Here is a 14,977-nt window from a genome sequence, read left to right as displayed (position 1 = left end):
GTGGGTGCGCGCGCCCGAGGCGGGTCGGTCGTGCGCTGCCGCGATCGGGGCGCGGCGGCGGGTAGCGGGTGCCCCTCGGGCGCGCACGGACCGGGTAGTCCGCGTGGGTCGAGACCGAGTGGTGAGGGGGAGCCTAGTGAAGGGCCCGATCGCGCACGCCCCCGTGTTCGGGGGCGGTGGAGAGGTCGCGTGAGGTCGACGCGGCGGGGACGAGCAGCGAGAGCGTCACGAGCAGCGCCCAGTTGCCCTCGATCAGCAGCCGGCTCTCCGCCAGCGCCTGCGTCAGCAGCGCCACGACGAGCAGCAGCGGCAGCGCGGAGAAGGGCCGCGGCACGACGGCGAGGCGGAGCGCGCGCCAGATCAGCGAGCCCAGCACCATGGCGAAGAGCAGCAGTCCCACGGCCCCGGTCTGCATCAGCACGTCGAGGTAGGCGTTGTGCGCCTGCAGGTACTGCACGCCGGCGCGGACGACCAGGTTGTCGAACGGGTAGACCCATGGCGCCCAGTAGCCGATCCAGCCCCAGCCGAGCGCGGGATGGTCGGCGACGAGCTGCCCGACCAGGCGCCAGATCTCGAAGCGGCCGGTGAAGTCGTCGCCGCGGCCGAGCACCGCGAGCAGCGGCTCCGCGAGGCGGGAGGACCCGAGCGCCACGACCGCGATCGCGAGCACGCCGCCACCGATGAGCACGCCGCGGACCGCCGGCCCGGCGCGGCGGTAGCCGAGGACGAAGACCGCCGCGGCGGCGACCGCGATCAGCGCGATGAGCGCGGTCGCGGAGCGGCTGAGCGCGATGGCGACCAGGTCGAGCGCCGCGCCGGCGACGACGAGCCGCAGGCGGAGCCGGCCCGCGCGCCAGAGGGTCGCGAGCAGGATCAGCGCGAGCACGGCGATGAAGCAGGTGAGGTTCGCGTTGCCGACGATGCCCTGGATGCGGCCGCCGGAGAAGATGAGCCCCTGGCTCCAGTAGTAGGCGCCCGGCACGTTCGCGCCGTAGTCGGTCCAGAGCGGCAGGATCTCGCCGGCGGGGGAGAGCGCGACCGCGACCTCGAAGACGATCGCGAGCGCGAGGTGCACGTGCAGCATCAGCGCGCCGATCGCGATCAGCCGTCCGGGCGGACGGGCGACGGCGAGCGCGACGGCGACCGTCGCGGTCGCGGCCTGGATCGTCCAGCCGAGCAGCGTCGCGAGGCGGTACTCGGACCACGCGGTCGACAGCAGGCAGAAGGCGATGAAGCCGAGGATCGGGGCCGCGCTCCAGCTGCGCAGCAGCGGCTTCAGGCGCGCGCGCTCCTGCCGCAGCACGACGACGCCGACGACCAGCAGCGCGAGCGAGACGGCGCCGAAGCCCCACCAGCTGAGCGCGTTGCGCATGCCGTCGCCGTCCCACAGCGAGAACAGGGCCACGAAGACGAAGACGTCCCTCGCCCGCTCGCTGCGCACCCGCCGAGTCTACGGAGCCTCCCGCCTCCCGCCCGGCTCCGCGCCGTCCCGCTTCCGCTGGTCGACCCTGTCCCGCTGGTCGCCCCTGTCCCGCTGGTCGCCCCTGTCCCGCTGGTCGACCCTGTCCCGCTGGTCGAGCCTGTCGAGACCACCGCCCGCATCACTCGCTGTCGGAATCCGCGGCAGGGGCGCGCCTCGGCGTCTTCGACCTGCTCAGCCCTGGAAGCGCTGCCCAGTCGCCACGGATCACGGCTTCCCGCTTCGCGCGGCTCCAGCCCTGCAGCCGCTTCTCCCAGGCGAAGGCCTCGTCGATGCGGTCGAACTCGGCCGCGTAGACGAGTTCGACGGGGCGTCGGCGCTTCGTGTACTCGGCGCCCTCACCGGAGGCGTGCTGCGCGAGGCGGACGTCGAGGTTCCAGGTGCTGCCGACGTAGTAGGACCCGTCGGCGCAGCGCAGCATGTAGGTCCAGGGCATGGCGGACGGTATCGAGCGGACTCCGCAGCCGGTCGACGTTCTCCACATGCGGCTGGCCTCGACAGGCTCGACCAGCGGGGCGGGGCGGGGCGGGTGGTCTCGACGGGCTCGACCAGCGGGGCGGGGTGGACGGGCGGGTGGTCTCGACGGGCTCGACCAGCGGGGTGGGCGGACGTCACCCGCTGGTCGAGCCTGTCGAGACCACCGCTCGCACTCGGGCACGGAGCGGAGGTCCGGGGCGGACCGGTAGGAATGCGGGGCGACCGGAACCGATCCGGCGGGAGGGGGGCGGCCGTGTTCGTCGGCATCGAAGGCGCGATGAAGGACTACGCCTGGGGGTCGCGCAAGGCGATCGCGGACCTCACGGGCCGCGAGCCGAGCGGCGGGCCGGAGGCCGAGCTGTGGTTCGGCGCACATCCCGCAGGCCCGAGCACCGCGACCGGGGCGACCCCGGGCTCCGCCGGCCGACGCCTCGACGACCTGATCGCCGAGGACCCCGCCGCCGCGCTCGGCCCGCGCTACGAGCGGCTCCCGTTCCTGCTCAAGCTGCTCGCGGCCGACGAGCCGCTCTCCCTCCAGGTGCACCCCGACGCGGAGCAGGCGAAGACCGGCTTCGCCCGCGAGGAGCGGTCCGGCGTCCCGATCGAGGCGGCGGAGCGCAACTACCGCGACGACTCCCCGAAGCCGGAGCTGATCCTCGCGCTGTCGCCGACCTTCGAGGCGCTCGCCGGCTTCCGGCACCTCAGCGAGACGCGGATGCTGCTCGCCGAGCTGGGCGCCGTCGCCGAGGGCGACGACCGGGGCGTGATCCGCGGGCTCGCGGAGCGCCTCGAGGCCGGGGACCCCGCCGCGACCGGCTCGACCGGCAGCTCGTGGCACGTCGTCGAGGACGGCATGCCGGGCGAGGGCACGACGGTCCCCGCGCACAGCGGCTCGGGCAACGCGCTGCAGGACTTCGTGGAGCACGCGCTCCGCGGCGGCGAGGACGTCGACCGCGAGGTCGCGGCCGTCGTGCGCGCGGCCGCGCGGATGTCCGCCACCAGCAGCTTCGCGCGCGAGTGGGAGACGATCGGCGTGCTCGCGGACACGTCGCCCGGCGACCCCGGCATCCTCGTCGCGCTGCTGCTGAACCGCGTCTCGCTCCAGCAGGGGCAGGCGCTCGCGCTCGGTGCCGGCGTGCCCCACGCCTACCTCGAGGGCTTCGGCGTGGAGCTGATGGCCGCGAGCGACAACGTCCTCCGCGGCGGGCTGACCTCCAAGCACGTCGACGTCGACGAGCTGCTGGCCATCATGCGCTTCGAGGCGCTGCCGGTGCCGGCGATCCGTCCCGAGGAGCCGACGGACGGCGCGGTCGTCTACCGGCCTGCCGAGGGCGACTTCGAGCTGGCGCGGATCGCGATCGGCGACGAGGCGGCGGTGCACGGCTACCGGTTGAGCGGACCGGCCGCGGTGACGATGCCGCTGAACGGCCCGGCGATCGTGCTCGTGCTGTCCGGCACCGCGCGGGTGGCGGGCACGGAGGGCGCGGTCGACCTGGCGCGCGGCGAGGCCGCGTTCGTCTCGCCGGACGAGGGGCCGCTCACGTTCACGGGGTCGGCGATCGCGGTGGTCGCGACCACGCCCTGAGAAGGTGCGTGCCGCGTCCGCCCCCCCCCGATCAGCCGGGCGGACGCGCCCGCCCGGCTACGGGTTCGTCACGGCCGGCTGTCGGTCGACACCAGGTTGGGACTCAGTCCCCGGACGGTCGCTGCAAAGGTCTGGGGCCCGTCAGGGGCATCGGGGGAACCCCCTGTTGAGGGGCCTCTTGCGGAACTCGAAGAACCCTCTACAGTGAGCCGGTCGCGTCACCCAGCGCGATCTGACAGAGGACCCGCCTCATGCCCTCCCCGACGGTCCACGACGCCCGCCCGGCCTTCGACGCGCCCGAGATCGAGACCTACCGGTCCGTGCTGCAGCGCCTGCGCGGCGCGCAGAAGCCCGCTGGCCGCGGCGCGCCCGCGTACTCGATCTACGTCAACCGGCCGCTCGGTCGGCTCATCGCCGCGGCCGCGTATCGCGCCGGGCTCACGCCGAACCAGGTGACCGCGATCAGCGCAGCCTTCAGCGGCATCGCGATCCTGCTGCTCGCGCTCGTGCCGCCGAGCCTCGCGCTCGGGCTCGCCGTCGCGCTGCTGCTCGCGGCCGGCTACGCCTTCGACTCCGCCGACGGTCAGGTCGCCCGCCTGCGCGGCGGCGGCAGCGCGGCGGGCGAGTGGCTCGACCACGTCGTCGACGCCGTCAAGCTCGCGACCCTGCACGCCGCGGTGCTGATCGCCGCGTACCGCTTCCTCGTCCCCGCGGGCGAGCGCGCCTGGCTGCTCGTGCCGATCGGCTTCGGCGCGGTCGCCGCGGTCTCGTTCGCGGTCTTCCTGCTGAACGACCTGCTGAAGGCCGCGCGCCTGCGCAGCTCCACGACCGCGGTCATCCGCGGCGGGAGCACGCCGCTGCGCGCGCTGCTCGGCGCGCCGACCGACTACGGCGTCCTGATCCTCGCGTTCCTGCTGCTCGGCTGGCCCGACGCCTTCCGCCTCGTCTACACCCTGCTGTTCGCGGCGTCCGCCGCCTACCTCGCCCTCGCGCTGCCGAAGTGGTACCGCGACATCGCCCGACTCGACCCCGTCAAGGAGCCCTCCCGATGAACGCCCCCGCGTCGTCGCGCCGCGCCCGGATCACCACCGCTGCGGTGGGCACCGGTGTCGCGGCCGTGATCGCCGTCACCGCCTTCGGCGCCGTCCAGTCCTCCAGCATCGGCGCGGAGGCCGACCCGACCGCCGCACCGTCGACGTCGGCGCCCGCGACCTCCGCACCCGCTGCGACCCCGAGCCCCGTGCCGACGCCGGGCGCGACGGTCTCCACCCCGATCACGAGCGACGCGCCGATCCGCGCGGACCTCACCGCCGAGGTGACCTCGATGAAGGCGGTCACGGTGAAGACGTCGAGCCCCGGCGAGATCGGCGGCCCCGGCGTGCGCTTCGCGATCACGGTGACCAACACGACGGACAGGACCGTCTCGCTCGTCGACACGGTCGTGAACGCGGCCGCGGGCAGGTACGGCGACCCGGCCTACCTCATCGACAGCAGCAGCCGCCCGTTCCCCTCGAGCGTGGCCGCAGGGCGCAGCGTGACCGGCGTCTACGTCTTCACGATCCCGCGGTCGGACCGCGGCAAGGTCGTCGTCTCCCTCGACACCTCCACGAGCAACCCCGTCGTCGCCTTCACCGGCAAGGCTCCGCGCTGACGCGCGCCGCACCGACCGCACCCGTGCCCCGCACCACGACCCGGCCCGTCGCCGGAAAGGACGTCCCCATGCCCGCGAGCCGCCGTCCGCTCGCCCTGCTCGTCGCCGGCGCGCTCGCCGTGACCGGGCTGCTCGCCGCGCCGACCGCGGCCTTCGCCGACACCCGCCCCGCGAAGGGGACGCCCGCGACCGTCTCCACCGACTCGCTGCCCGCGCCGCAGATCAACGGCGTCGTGTGGACGCAGGTCGTCATCGGCGACACCGTCTATGCCGGGGGCCGCTTCAGCCGCGTCCGGAAGGCGGGCGAGCCGACGTCGGCGTCGGGCGTCCGGCGCTCCAACATGCTCGCCTACGACATCCGCACCGGAGAGCTGCTGCCGGGCTTCGCGCCCGGGTTCAACTCCGAGGTGCGCTCGCTGGCCGTCTCCAGCGACAAGCGGACCATCTACGCCGTCGGCAACTTCACGGCGGTCAACGGCGCCAAGCACACCCGCATCGCGGCGATCGACGCGGTGACGGGCCGGAACCGCACCTTCAAGGGCTCGCTGAACTCGCTGCCCTACACCGTCGCCGTGAAGGGCGGCACCGTCTACGCCGGCGGCCAGTTCACGAGCGCCAGCGGCAAGAAGCGCACCCGCCTCGCGGCGTTCTCCACCACCGGATCGCTGAAGTCCTGGCGTCCGTCGGCGAACCGCGCGGTGCAGGGCATCGCCGTGTCGCCGTCCGGCACCAGCGTGGTGGTGGGCGGCCACTTCAGCACCATGAACGGCAAGAAGGCGCTCGGCAGCGCCCGCGTCAGCAGCGGCACCGGCCGTTCGAACCTCAGCTGGGCGGTGAACAAGTCGGTCACGAACAGCGGGCCGGACGCCGCCATCTACAGCGTCTCGAGCGACTCGAACTACGTCTACCTGAGCGGCTACTCCTACCACCCGACCATCAGCGGGCTGAAGCGCCTGGAGGGCCTGGTGGCCGCGAAGTGGAGCGGCGGCGGCATCCACTGGCTGGAGGACTGCAAGGGCGACACCTACGACTCGTTCCCGATCGGGGACGTCGTCTACACGGCGAGCCACGCGCACGACTGCAGCACCACGGGCGGCTTCAAGCAGACGAAGCCGATCCGCTACAACCACTCGCTCGCCTTCACGAAGTCCGTCGAGGGCACCGTGAAGAAGCAGACCAAGAAGCAGTACACGAACTTCGGCGGCAAGCCCGCACCGGGCCTGCTCGACTGGTACCCGGCCTGGACCGTCGGCACCTACACCGGCCTCAAGCAGGCGGTGTGGAGCGTGTCCGGCGACAGCCGCTACGTCGTCTACGGCGGCGAGTTCAAGGCGGTCAACGGCAACGCCCAGCAGGGGCTCGCCCGCTTCGCGGTCTCCTCGATCGCCCCGAACGCCGACGGCCCGCGCCTCTCCGGCTCGGCCTTCACGCCCACGGTCTCGGCGCTCGGCGGCGGCAAGGTGAAGATCAGCTGGAAGGCGAACTTCGACCGCGACAACAAGTACCTGCAGACCCAGGTGCTGCGCTACCAGCCGAACGGCTCCTCGGCCGTCGCCTGCACCGTGAGCACCCCGGCCCGGTACTACTGGAGCCGGCCGACCTACAGCTGCACCGACACCACGACGGTCGGCAGCCAGGTGACCTACAAGCTGCGCGCGGTCGACCCCTTCGGGAACCGCGCGACCGGCGACGGCAAGGCCATCACGGTCAAGTGATAGAGCCCGAGGTCCGGACGAGCACTCGTCCGGACCTCGGGATCTCGACCGCACGGGGAGGGTGCGCATGCGAGCGACGGAGGTGACGGACCAGACGTCCGCCTCGGCCTTCCGCGGGCGCGCCGCCGCGACGGCCGTGCGGTGGAGCAGCCTGTCCGTGCTCGGCCGGCAGGGCTTCCAGATCCTGCTCGCGCTCGTGCTCGCCCGGATCATCGGACCGGAGGCCTACGGCGCGGTCGCCGCGGCCACGGTCGTCGTGACGCTCGCGGCGCTGCTGCTGGACCAGGGGCTCGCCGCCGCGCTCGTGCAGCGACCCGACCTGCCGACCGGCTCGGCCGGCGCCACCGCCACGATCAACCTGGCGAGCGCCGCCGTCCTCGGCCTGCTCGCGGTCGTGACCGCGCCGCTGCTGTCCGCCTTCCTCGGCGCCCCCGGCCTCGCGGCCCTGCTGCTCTGGCTGGGGCCCGGCCTGCTGCTGAAGGGTGCGGCGATCGTGCCGCGGGCGATGCTGCTGCGCAGGCTCGCGCTGAAGCCCGTGGCGGTCGTCGAGATCGCGGGCGCGGCGCTCGGCACCGCGGTCGGGCTCGCAGCGGCGCTCTCGGGCGCGGGCGCCTTCGCGATGGTGCTGTCGGTCCTCGTCGCGGACGGCGTCGTCGCCGTCGCGCTGCTCGTCCTGGAGGGTGGGCCGGTCCCGAACCTCCGCCTCGCCGCCTTCGCCCCGCTCGCCGGCTTCGGCGGCCGGGTCTTCGCCACGAACGGCGTCGCCTACCTCTCCCGCAACACCGACACCGTGCTCGTCGGCCACCTGCTCGGCGCGGCCGCGCTCGCCCAGTACGCGATGGCGTACCGGGTGCTCGTGATCCCGGTGCAGTTCCTCGGCCAGTCGGTGAACCGCGTGCTCTTCCCGGTGCTGTCGCGCGCGCAGGGGCGCCGCGACGAGCTGGCGGAGCAGCTGTCGCGCGCGACCCGGCTGCTCGCGCTGACCGCCGTGCCGCCCATGGTGCTCGTGGCCTGCGCCGCACCCCAGCTGGTCGAGGTGCTGCTCGGTGCCGCCTGGGCGCCGACCGCGCCCGTCATGGCGGTGCTCGCGCTCGCCGGGGCCCGCGAGACCGTCTTCTACGTCACCCCCGTGCTGATGCGCGCGACGGGCCGGGCCGGCCTCGGCCTCCGCTTCCAGGTGCTGTCGACCGTCGTGCAGGTCGCCGGCATCGTCGCCGGGCTGCCCTTCGGGCTGCTCGGCGTCGCGGTCGGCTACGCCGTCGGCGGGTTCCTGCTCGTCCCGGTGCTGCTCGTCGTGCAGCACCGGCTCGCCGGCGTGACGGCCCGGCAGCAGCTCGGCGCGATCCTCCCGCCCGTCCACGCGGCCGCGTGGGGCGCGCTCGGCTACCTGCTGGTCGCGCTGCTGCCGATGCCGGCGATCGCGACCGCGCTCGCCGGCGGCGTCGTCTTCGCCCTGCTGGCGGTCGGCGTGCTGCGCCTGGCGCACCCCGCCGCGGCGCGAGACGGCCTGGCGCGCGTGCGCGCGCTCGCCGGGCGCGGATGATCGGCACGATGTCCGCCCCGGTCCGCGTCGCCCTGGTGACGCCGAACTTCGAGAACAACTCCCTCGGGCGCACCTGGTGCCTCTGGGCGCTGAGCCGCGCCCTCGGGTGGCGGACCGAGGTGGTCGGGGTGAAGGGGAGCGCGCTCTGGGCGCCGCTCGCCGGCAGCCCGTTCGCGGACGACTGCGTCGTGCCCGCCTCCGCCGACCGCGCCGCCGCGCTGCCCGCCGTGCGCGCGGCGATCGGTCGCGCCGACCTCGTGATCGCGGTGAAGCCGCTGGTGCCGAGCCTCGGCGTCGCGCTCGCGGAGCGGGACGGCACCCCGCTGCTCGCCGACGTCGACGACCCGGACGTGGAGGTGCGGACCACCTGGCGCCCGCCGCTCGAACGGCTGCGCCGGCCCGGCTTCCTCCCGTCCCGCCGAGCCGTCACCGCGCTCGGGGCCGCGGTCCGCGAGGTGCCGCGCATCGTCAGCAACCCCGTGCTGCAGCGGATGTACGGCGGCGAGGTGATCCCGCACGTGCGCGCGGCCGGGCCGGAGCCGACCTGGGCGGAGCGGGACGAGCCCGTCGTGCGCTTCGTCGGGTCGGTCCGCGGCCACAAGGGCGTCGACGTGCTGCGCGTCGCGGCCGCGAGGGCCGGGGTCGCGCTCGAGGTGACGGCTGCGCCGCCCTCGGACGCCTCGGCGGGGGAGCGCTGGCTCGGCACCACGACGCTCGCCGAGGGCGAGGCGCTCGTGCGCGGCGCGGACGTCGTCGCCGTCCCGAGCCTCCCGACCCTCTGGACGCCCGCGCAGCTGCCCGCGAAGCTGGTCGATGCGATGATCGCAGGCCGCGCGATCGTCGCCTCCGCCGCGGAGCCCGTCGTCTGGGCGCTCGGCGGGACCGGGATGACGGTGCCGCCGGGGGAGGTCGAGGCGCTCGCCGAGGCGATCCGCGGCCTCCGCGATCCGGTGCGCCGTCGGGAGCTGGGCGCCGCGGCGCGGGAGCGGGCGCTCGAGCGCTTCACGATCGACGCCGTCGCGCCGGCCTTCGAGCGCGCCGCGCATGCGGCGATGACCACGGCGGTGCCGGCATGAGCGGGCGCACCGCCCTCGCCGCCCTCCGCGCGAGCGCGCCGAGCGTCCGGACGCGGATCACCGCCGGGCCCGCGCTCGAGGCGGGGCTGCTCGTCGCCGGCGCGCTGCTCGTCGCGGTCGGGGCGGGCAGCGCTCGAGCCGACCCGGGCGCGCTGCTGCTCGGCCTCTACGCCGGGGTGCTGCTGGTCGGCGCCGCGGCGGTCGCTCTCGCGATCGGCGCCTCCGCGGACGTGCGGCGCGTGGTCGCGCTCGAGACCGTCCTGCTGCTGCTCGTCGCGGTCCCGGTGACCCGGGTCGCGTCGGGCGGCGAGCTGATCGTGGCGATGGGGCTCGCGATCGCGGTTCCGACGGTGCTCGCGCTGTGGCGCGGCGGGCCGCTGCCGCGTCGCTGGTGGCTCGCCCTCGCCCTCGCGCTCGTCGTCGTCCTCGGCGGTGCCACGCTGGTCGCTCCCGACCGGTACGGGCTGCTGCGGATGGCGCCGTTCGTGCTCGCCTTCGGGTCGGTGTTCCTCCTCTTCGGTGGCGCGTCCTCCGCGGTCCGACGCCGGGTCCTCCGCTTCCTCCTGCTGCTCGCGGTGGTGCAGGCAGTGCTCGCCGTGGTGGAGCCGCTGCTCGGCTCCCCGGGCCTGTGGGCCGCGGCCAAGACGACTGCGGCCGGCGTCGCGAAGGGGCTGCCGAACCCGCTGCTGGCGGGTCTCGAGCGGTCGCAGGGCACGCTCGGGCACCCCCTGCCGCTCGGGGTGCTGCTCGCGGTCGCGGTCGCGCTGCTGGTGCGGAACGCGGTCGCGCTGCCGGTGCGCGTGCGCCTCGCGGCGGCGGTGCCGCTCGCCGCCGGGCTGGTGCTCTCCGGCAGCCGCAACAGCATCCTGCTCGCCGTCCTCGTCGCCGTCGTCCTCGTGCCGCGGTGGCGGCTCGGCCGGCGCGCCGTGATCGCGGTCGCCGGGGCCGTGGCGGTGCTCGTCGTGGCGGCGCTGGTCGCCGCCCCGCTGCTCGGCGTCTGGCTGGGCAGCGGCTCCGCGACGCACCGCGCCGGCGCGCTCGACGCGGTGCCCGGGCTGCTGACGGAGCAGACGCCGCCGGCCGTGCTGCTCGGCAACGGCTGGGCGTCGACGAGCCGCATGTTCGGCGCGGGGCTGCTGCAGCAGGACGGCCTGCGCGCGGTCGACAACGAGCTGGTGCTGCTGCTCTCCCAGGGCGGCCTGGTGGCGGTCGCGCTCTTCGTCGCGCTGCTGGTGCTCGCGCTCGTCCGGGCCGAGCGCACCCTGCTGCCGGTCGTGCTCGTCATCGCCGCGACCGCGCTGGTCTTCGACGTGCTCGCCTGGCCGTCCTCCGCGGCGCTGACCGCCCTCGCCCTCGCCTCCGCCCCCGCGCGTGCTCGGTCGTCCCGCACCCGCGCAACTCCCGCCGCACGATGAGCCCGACCCGCTGATACCGCGGACTTGCCACTTGTTGCTGGCGCCTGCGGCGTGTCGCGACAACGAGGCGCAAGCGTGCGCTTCCGCGACCGCGCACTTGCCACGTTCTGCTGCACGGCTCGGCGTGTCAGGACAACGTGCGGCAAGCGTGCGTCCCCGCAGTCGCGCCCTGGCCGCTCCTCGCGTCCGGACACGTGCGCGAGCGGGCGGTCCGGCTGGCCGGCTCGAGACCGGTCCACGTCTCCCGGATCGGGGACTCCGCTCCTCCCCAGGGCGGACCCGGGCCCGGATCGCCACGTCCGCGGAACTCGCCGCCCTGAGGTCGGCGCGGGCGGGCCACGCTCCCGCGCATGGCTCGGAACGCTCCCGGACTCGGCGACGCCTTCACGTACTCGGACGGCCTCGCCGCCGGACTGACCCCCGCCGAGCTGCGGCACGACTCGTGGGCGAAGCCGTTCCACGGCGTGCGGGCGTTCACGGCACCGACGACAGTCGTCGAGCTCGCCGAGCACTACGCGCCGAAGATGCCGGTCGGCCAGTTCTTCTCCCACACCACGGCGGCCCTGCTGCACGGGATGTGGCTCCCGCTGGTCGTCGAGCAGCGCACGGAGGTGCACGTCGCGGTCCGGCCCGGCCAGCGGCAGCCACGCGGGCGCGGCGTCCGCGGCCACCTGCTCGTCGATCGTCCGGGGCTCGTGACGGAGGTCCAGGGGCTCCCCGTCGCGCGGGCGGAGGAGGCCTGGTGCCAGCTCGCGACGGTGCTCGGGCTCGACGACCTCGTGATCGCCGGCGAGAGCCTCCTGGCGAAGGGGCGACCTCAGCCGCTCACCCTCCACGCCCTTCTCCGCGCTGTCCGGGCCGGCGATCGTCCTCGGCAGTCGTTGCTGAACCGCGCGCTGCCGGAGCTCCGGGCGGGGGTGCGCTCGCCGAAGGAGACGGAGTTGCGTCGTCTCATCGTTGCGGCCGGCCTGCCCGAACCGCTGATCAACGAGGACGTCCTGGACGAGCAGGGGCGGTGGATCGCGGAGTGCGACCTCGTGTACCCGCAGTGGCGCATCGTGATCGAGTACGAGGGCGAGCTGCACTTCGTCGACAAGGCGATCCTGCTGAAGGACGTCCACCGGTACGAGCTGCTGCAGGCGCTCGGCTGGCGCGTGATCCGGATCACGAAGGACGACCTGGCGCACCGCCGCGACGACATCCCCCAGCGCATCCGAGCCGCGATCGCCTCCCGCGCCTGAGCTCCTCCGATCCGCCTCGACGCGCGCTTGCCACTCGTTGCTGCGACGCGCCGGAAGAATCCGCAAAAGGAGGCAAGTCCGCGTCGCGAGTGACGCGGACTTGCCTCGGTTTGTCATGACGCGCCGGAGCGATCCGCAACACGAGGCAAGTCCGCGTCCTCGGAGGCGCGGGGTTGCCTCTGGTTGTCGTGACGCGCCGGGGCGAGCCGCGATTCGGGGCAAGTCCGCGTTGTGGACAGGGGTCAGCGCTTGTACTCGCGGTAGAGCAGGCCCGTCGCGCCCATCACCATGCCCGTGCCGCGGGCGACGGAGCGGATCCCGCGCGCCCGGTGCGCCTCCGAGCGCGCGACCGCGCCCCACGCCGCCCGCGCAGCGCCGCCGCCGATGCGCACCGCGCCCCGCCCCACGAGCCGAGCGCGCTGCAGCGGGCCGCCCTGCTCGAGCCGCAGCGCGGTCACCGACCAGCTGTTGCCGCTGCGGAGCGCGCGCCGCAGGTTCCACGAGGTCGTGGTCCGCTCGGCGGGCACCACGTCCACGACGACCGCCTCGTCGCACCACACCATGCGGCCGCCGGCCTGCACGAGCCCGCGGGTGAAGAGGGTGTCGCTGCCGCCGACGGTGCCGAGCGTCGTGTCGAAGCGGAGTCCCGCCGCGCGCACCAGGTCGAGGTCGAGTAGCAGGTTGTTCGTCGCGGCGACGGTCACCGCGGTGCCGCTCGGCAGCCTGCGGCGGTCGAAGAACCGACCCGCGCGGACGAAGGAGGGGGGTTCGACGGCGAACGTCGAGACCACCGGGCCCACGACGCCGGCCGCGGCGTGGCCGAGCCAGGTCTCGAGCAGCAGCCGCAGCCAGTGCGGCTCCGGCCGCTCGTCGTCGTCGATGTACACGAGCAGGCGCGCATCGGACGAGCGGTCGAGCGCCCGGTTGCGCGCGGCGGCGATCCCGGGCTCCGCCTCGTGCTCGTACCGGACGGGTACCGATGCCGCGAACGCCTCGACCTGCTGCCGTGCGCCGGCCGCGGGGTCGTTGTCGACGACCAGGACCTCGACGGCGAACCCGTCCGGCACGTCGACCGCCTGGTCGACGAGCAGCGGCAGGACGGCGGCGAGGTCGTCCGGCCGCTTGTAGGTCAGCACCGCGACCACGACGCGGGTGTCGGTCATCAGCGCTCCTCCCGCCTCAGAAGTGGGTGACCCATTGGACTACTTCGTCCGTGCGGTCGACGCCGCTGATGATCACCTTCACGTCCGACCGCTTCTGCAGGTTGGCGTGCCCCATGTACTTCGCGGTCATCAGGATCTTCAGCTTCGGCCCGTCGAACACCGGGTCCACGATCCGGTAGTCGGCGCTGCCCTGGTCGCTGTTGATGCGCAGGTGCGCGAGCCGGTTGCCCTTCACCGTCACGTGGTCGAGCAGCACGTCGCCGCTGACCCGCTCGAAGTTGAAGCCGGTGTCGTAGTTGCCCGTCGAGCGCGTGTCCCGCACGGTCACGTTCCTCGTCTGCCAGAAGGTCGCGCCGTTCGCGTGGCCGGAGTCGTGGAACCAGGAGTCGACGATGGTCGTGTTCTTCGAGCTGTTCGTGCCGAAGTTCGCGCTCGCGATCCCGTTCCCGTCGACCTCGACCCCGCTGTACCGGCTGCCGTCGGTGTGGAAGTCGTTGATGCCGAACGTCTCGCCGGGCGGGATGTCGTCGTTGCCGGGCACCGAGAGCACCTTCACGTCGGTGATCCTCGTCCCCGAGCTCTTGCTGATCCGCAGCCCGTTGTAGAGGTGGCCCTGCTCGGTGCCGCGCAGCGTGAAGCCGCTCAGCCGCGTCGCGCCGCTCACCTTCAGCAGCGAGAGCTGGTTGGTCGTCCACGCCTTCTTCGGCACCGAGGAGCGCTTGGACGACGACTTCGGGGTCATGGCGATCGTCGTGCGCGACGACCCCGCGCCGACGAGGGAGCCGGACAGGTGGACGCCGAGCAGGTCGTCGCGGAAGTCGTCGAACCGCCAGGTGCCGGCGCCGAGGTCGAGGTTCTTCCCCCCGGCGTCGGAGGCGGCCGCTCGTATGGAGCGCACCGCGGAGGCGTCGCCCGTCGGCGCGGCGGTGGGCCTCGACTCGGGTGATTCCGTGGGCGCAGCCGACGCGGACGGGCCGTCGGAGGGCTGGGCGGTCGTCGACGCCGGGGCGGAGGGCGACGCCGAGGTCGACTGCGAAGGACGAGCGGGACGGGAAGGAGCGGACGAGGTCGCTCGGCTCGGGTCCGCGGAGGGCGAGCCGGCGTCGACGTCACCGGGCGACGGGACGGGATCGTCGCCGCGTTCGCCGGCCGCGCCCGGCTCGGTCGGCTGCTCGCCCGGCAGCACGGGCACCGCCACGAAGGGCGAGCCGCCCGAGGTCGTCGGCGTCGGGACGCCGCTCGACGACGCGGTCGAGCCCGGGCCGCTCGAGGACGGCGAGGCCGGTGCCGTCGTGACTTCGTCGGTGGCGGTGGTCGGGAGGTCCGACGTGTCGGTGTCGGCGGCGCGCACCGCCGCGGCCGGTTCGGCGACCGACTGCTGCGCGGTCAGCTGGGCGACCACGCCGCCGGCGACGACGAGGGCCGCCGCGACCGCGAACCACCGGCCCACCGGGCGGCGTACGCGCTCCTGCCCGACGACGGGGATCGGTCCGGTGCGCAACGACGGTGCAGCGATCTGCGGGACCGGACCTGTGGCGGGCAGCGCCGCCACCGTGCCGCGCGCCTCGCGCGGGCCGAAGGGCGCGGGCGGCGCGCTGCGCGGGACGGCGGTCGCCGGCCGGCGCGCCGCG

Annotated in this window: 12 protein-coding genes; 8 read left to right on the top strand and 4 right to left on the bottom strand. The window is 74.5% G+C overall.

Annotated elements, in window-relative coordinates; all coding sequences use genetic code 11:
* Positions 1-133: 133 nt before the first annotated feature.
* Both ACFSBI_RS04620 and ACFSBI_RS04615 read right to left on the bottom strand, forming a co-directional pair.
* Positions 134-1,441: an O-antigen ligase family protein gene (locus ACFSBI_RS04620; RefSeq protein ID WP_377932512.1), complete on the bottom strand. Its 1,308-nt coding sequence runs from the start codon at positions 1,439-1,441 to the stop codon at positions 134-136.
* A gap of 160 nt (positions 1,442-1,601) precedes the next feature.
* Positions 1,602-1,916 (bottom strand): GIY-YIG nuclease family protein, encoded by a 315-nt coding sequence (locus ACFSBI_RS04615; RefSeq protein ID WP_377932510.1) that lies wholly within the window; start codon positions 1,914-1,916, stop codon positions 1,602-1,604.
* Between the two features lie 294 nt (positions 1,917-2,210).
* Here ACFSBI_RS04615 and manA point away from each other — a divergent pair, with 294 nt between their 5' ends.
* From manA to ACFSBI_RS04575, 8 genes are all read left to right on the top strand, one after another.
* On the top strand, positions 2,211-3,542 hold the full coding sequence (gene manA, locus ACFSBI_RS04610) for a mannose-6-phosphate isomerase, class I (RefSeq protein ID WP_377932508.1): 1,332 nt from the start codon (positions 2,211-2,213) through the stop codon (positions 3,540-3,542).
* A 251-nt stretch (positions 3,543-3,793) separates the two neighbouring features.
* Positions 3,794-4,594: a CDP-alcohol phosphatidyltransferase family protein gene (locus tag ACFSBI_RS04605; RefSeq protein ID WP_377932506.1), complete on the top strand. Its 801-nt coding sequence runs from the start codon at positions 3,794-3,796 to the stop codon at positions 4,592-4,594.
* Positions 4,591-5,193 carry a hypothetical protein gene (locus ACFSBI_RS04600; RefSeq protein ID WP_377932504.1) on the top strand — a complete coding sequence of 201 codons (603 nt, stop codon included), beginning with the start codon at positions 4,591-4,593 and terminating at the stop codon, positions 5,191-5,193. Before ACFSBI_RS04605 ends, ACFSBI_RS04600 begins: the two co-directional genes overlap by 4 nt.
* Positions 5,194-5,261: 68 nt before the next feature.
* Positions 5,262-6,908, top strand: coding sequence for a hypothetical protein (locus ACFSBI_RS04595; RefSeq protein ID WP_377932503.1), 1,647 nt, complete (start codon positions 5,262-5,264; stop codon positions 6,906-6,908).
* 67 nt (positions 6,909-6,975) lie between these two features.
* Entirely contained in the window at positions 6,976-8,451 is a 1,476-nt protein-coding gene (locus ACFSBI_RS04590) for an oligosaccharide flippase family protein (RefSeq protein ID WP_377932501.1), read from the top strand.
* An 8-nt stretch (positions 8,452-8,459) separates the two neighbouring features.
* Positions 8,460-9,527 carry a glycosyltransferase family 4 protein gene (locus tag ACFSBI_RS04585; RefSeq protein WP_377932499.1) on the top strand — a complete coding sequence of 356 codons (1,068 nt, stop codon included), beginning with the start codon at positions 8,460-8,462 and terminating at the stop codon, positions 9,525-9,527.
* Positions 9,524-10,942 carry a hypothetical protein gene (locus tag ACFSBI_RS04580; RefSeq protein WP_377932497.1) on the top strand — a complete coding sequence of 473 codons (1,419 nt, stop codon included), beginning with the start codon at positions 9,524-9,526 and terminating at the stop codon, positions 10,940-10,942. The genes ACFSBI_RS04585 and ACFSBI_RS04580 overlap by 4 nt, the downstream gene beginning before the upstream one ends.
* A 350-nt stretch (positions 10,943-11,292) precedes the next feature.
* Positions 11,293-12,183 (top strand): DUF559 domain-containing protein, encoded by an 891-nt coding sequence (locus ACFSBI_RS04575; protein ID WP_377932495.1) that lies wholly within the window; start codon positions 11,293-11,295, stop codon positions 12,181-12,183.
* A 242-nt stretch (positions 12,184-12,425) separates the two neighbouring features.
* On the opposite strand, the gene ACFSBI_RS04570 is transcribed toward ACFSBI_RS04575, so the two are convergent.
* Both ACFSBI_RS04570 and ACFSBI_RS04565 read right to left on the bottom strand, forming a co-directional pair.
* Positions 12,426-13,346: a glycosyltransferase family 2 protein gene (locus tag ACFSBI_RS04570; protein ID WP_377932493.1), complete on the bottom strand. Its 921-nt coding sequence runs from the start codon at positions 13,344-13,346 to the stop codon at positions 12,426-12,428.
* Between the two features lie 16 nt (positions 13,347-13,362).
* Positions 13,363-14,977: right-handed parallel beta-helix repeat-containing protein (locus ACFSBI_RS04565; RefSeq protein WP_465252513.1), on the bottom strand; the 1,615-nt coding region annotated here is incomplete at its 5' end.

The organism is Amnibacterium endophyticum (assembly GCF_042680685.1).
Classification (GTDB): domain Bacteria; phylum Actinomycetota; class Actinomycetes; order Actinomycetales; family Microbacteriaceae; genus Amnibacterium; species Amnibacterium endophyticum.
Note: the sequence above shows the minus strand (reverse complement) of the source record. Positions and strands in the feature narration are given on the sequence as shown.

Bases quoted from the DNA above. Each gene is read 5' to 3' on its own strand.
- ACFSBI_RS04615 (WP_377932510.1), bottom strand. From the start codon at position 1,916: ATGCCCTGGACCTACATGCTGCGCTGCGCCGACGGGTCCTACTACGTC.
- ACFSBI_RS04605 (WP_377932506.1), top strand. From the start codon at position 3,794: ATGCCCTCCCCGACGGTCCACGACGCCCGCCCGGCCTTCGACGCGCCC.
- ACFSBI_RS04600 (WP_377932504.1), top strand. From the start codon at position 4,591: ATGAACGCCCCCGCGTCGTCGCGCCGCGCCCGGATCACCACCGCTGCG.
- ACFSBI_RS04595 (WP_377932503.1), top strand. From the start codon at position 5,262: ATGCCCGCGAGCCGCCGTCCGCTCGCCCTGCTCGTCGCCGGCGCGCTC.
- ACFSBI_RS04590 (WP_377932501.1), top strand. From the start codon at position 6,976: ATGCGAGCGACGGAGGTGACGGACCAGACGTCCGCCTCGGCCTTCCGC.
- ACFSBI_RS04585 (WP_377932499.1), top strand. From the start codon at position 8,460: ATGTCCGCCCCGGTCCGCGTCGCCCTGGTGACGCCGAACTTCGAGAAC.
- ACFSBI_RS04580 (WP_377932497.1), top strand. From the start codon at position 9,524: ATGAGCGGGCGCACCGCCCTCGCCGCCCTCCGCGCGAGCGCGCCGAGC.
- ACFSBI_RS04575 (WP_377932495.1), top strand. From the start codon at position 11,293: ATGGCTCGGAACGCTCCCGGACTCGGCGACGCCTTCACGTACTCGGAC.
- ACFSBI_RS04570 (WP_377932493.1), bottom strand. From the start codon at position 13,346: ATGACCGACACCCGCGTCGTGGTCGCGGTGCTGACCTACAAGCGGCCG.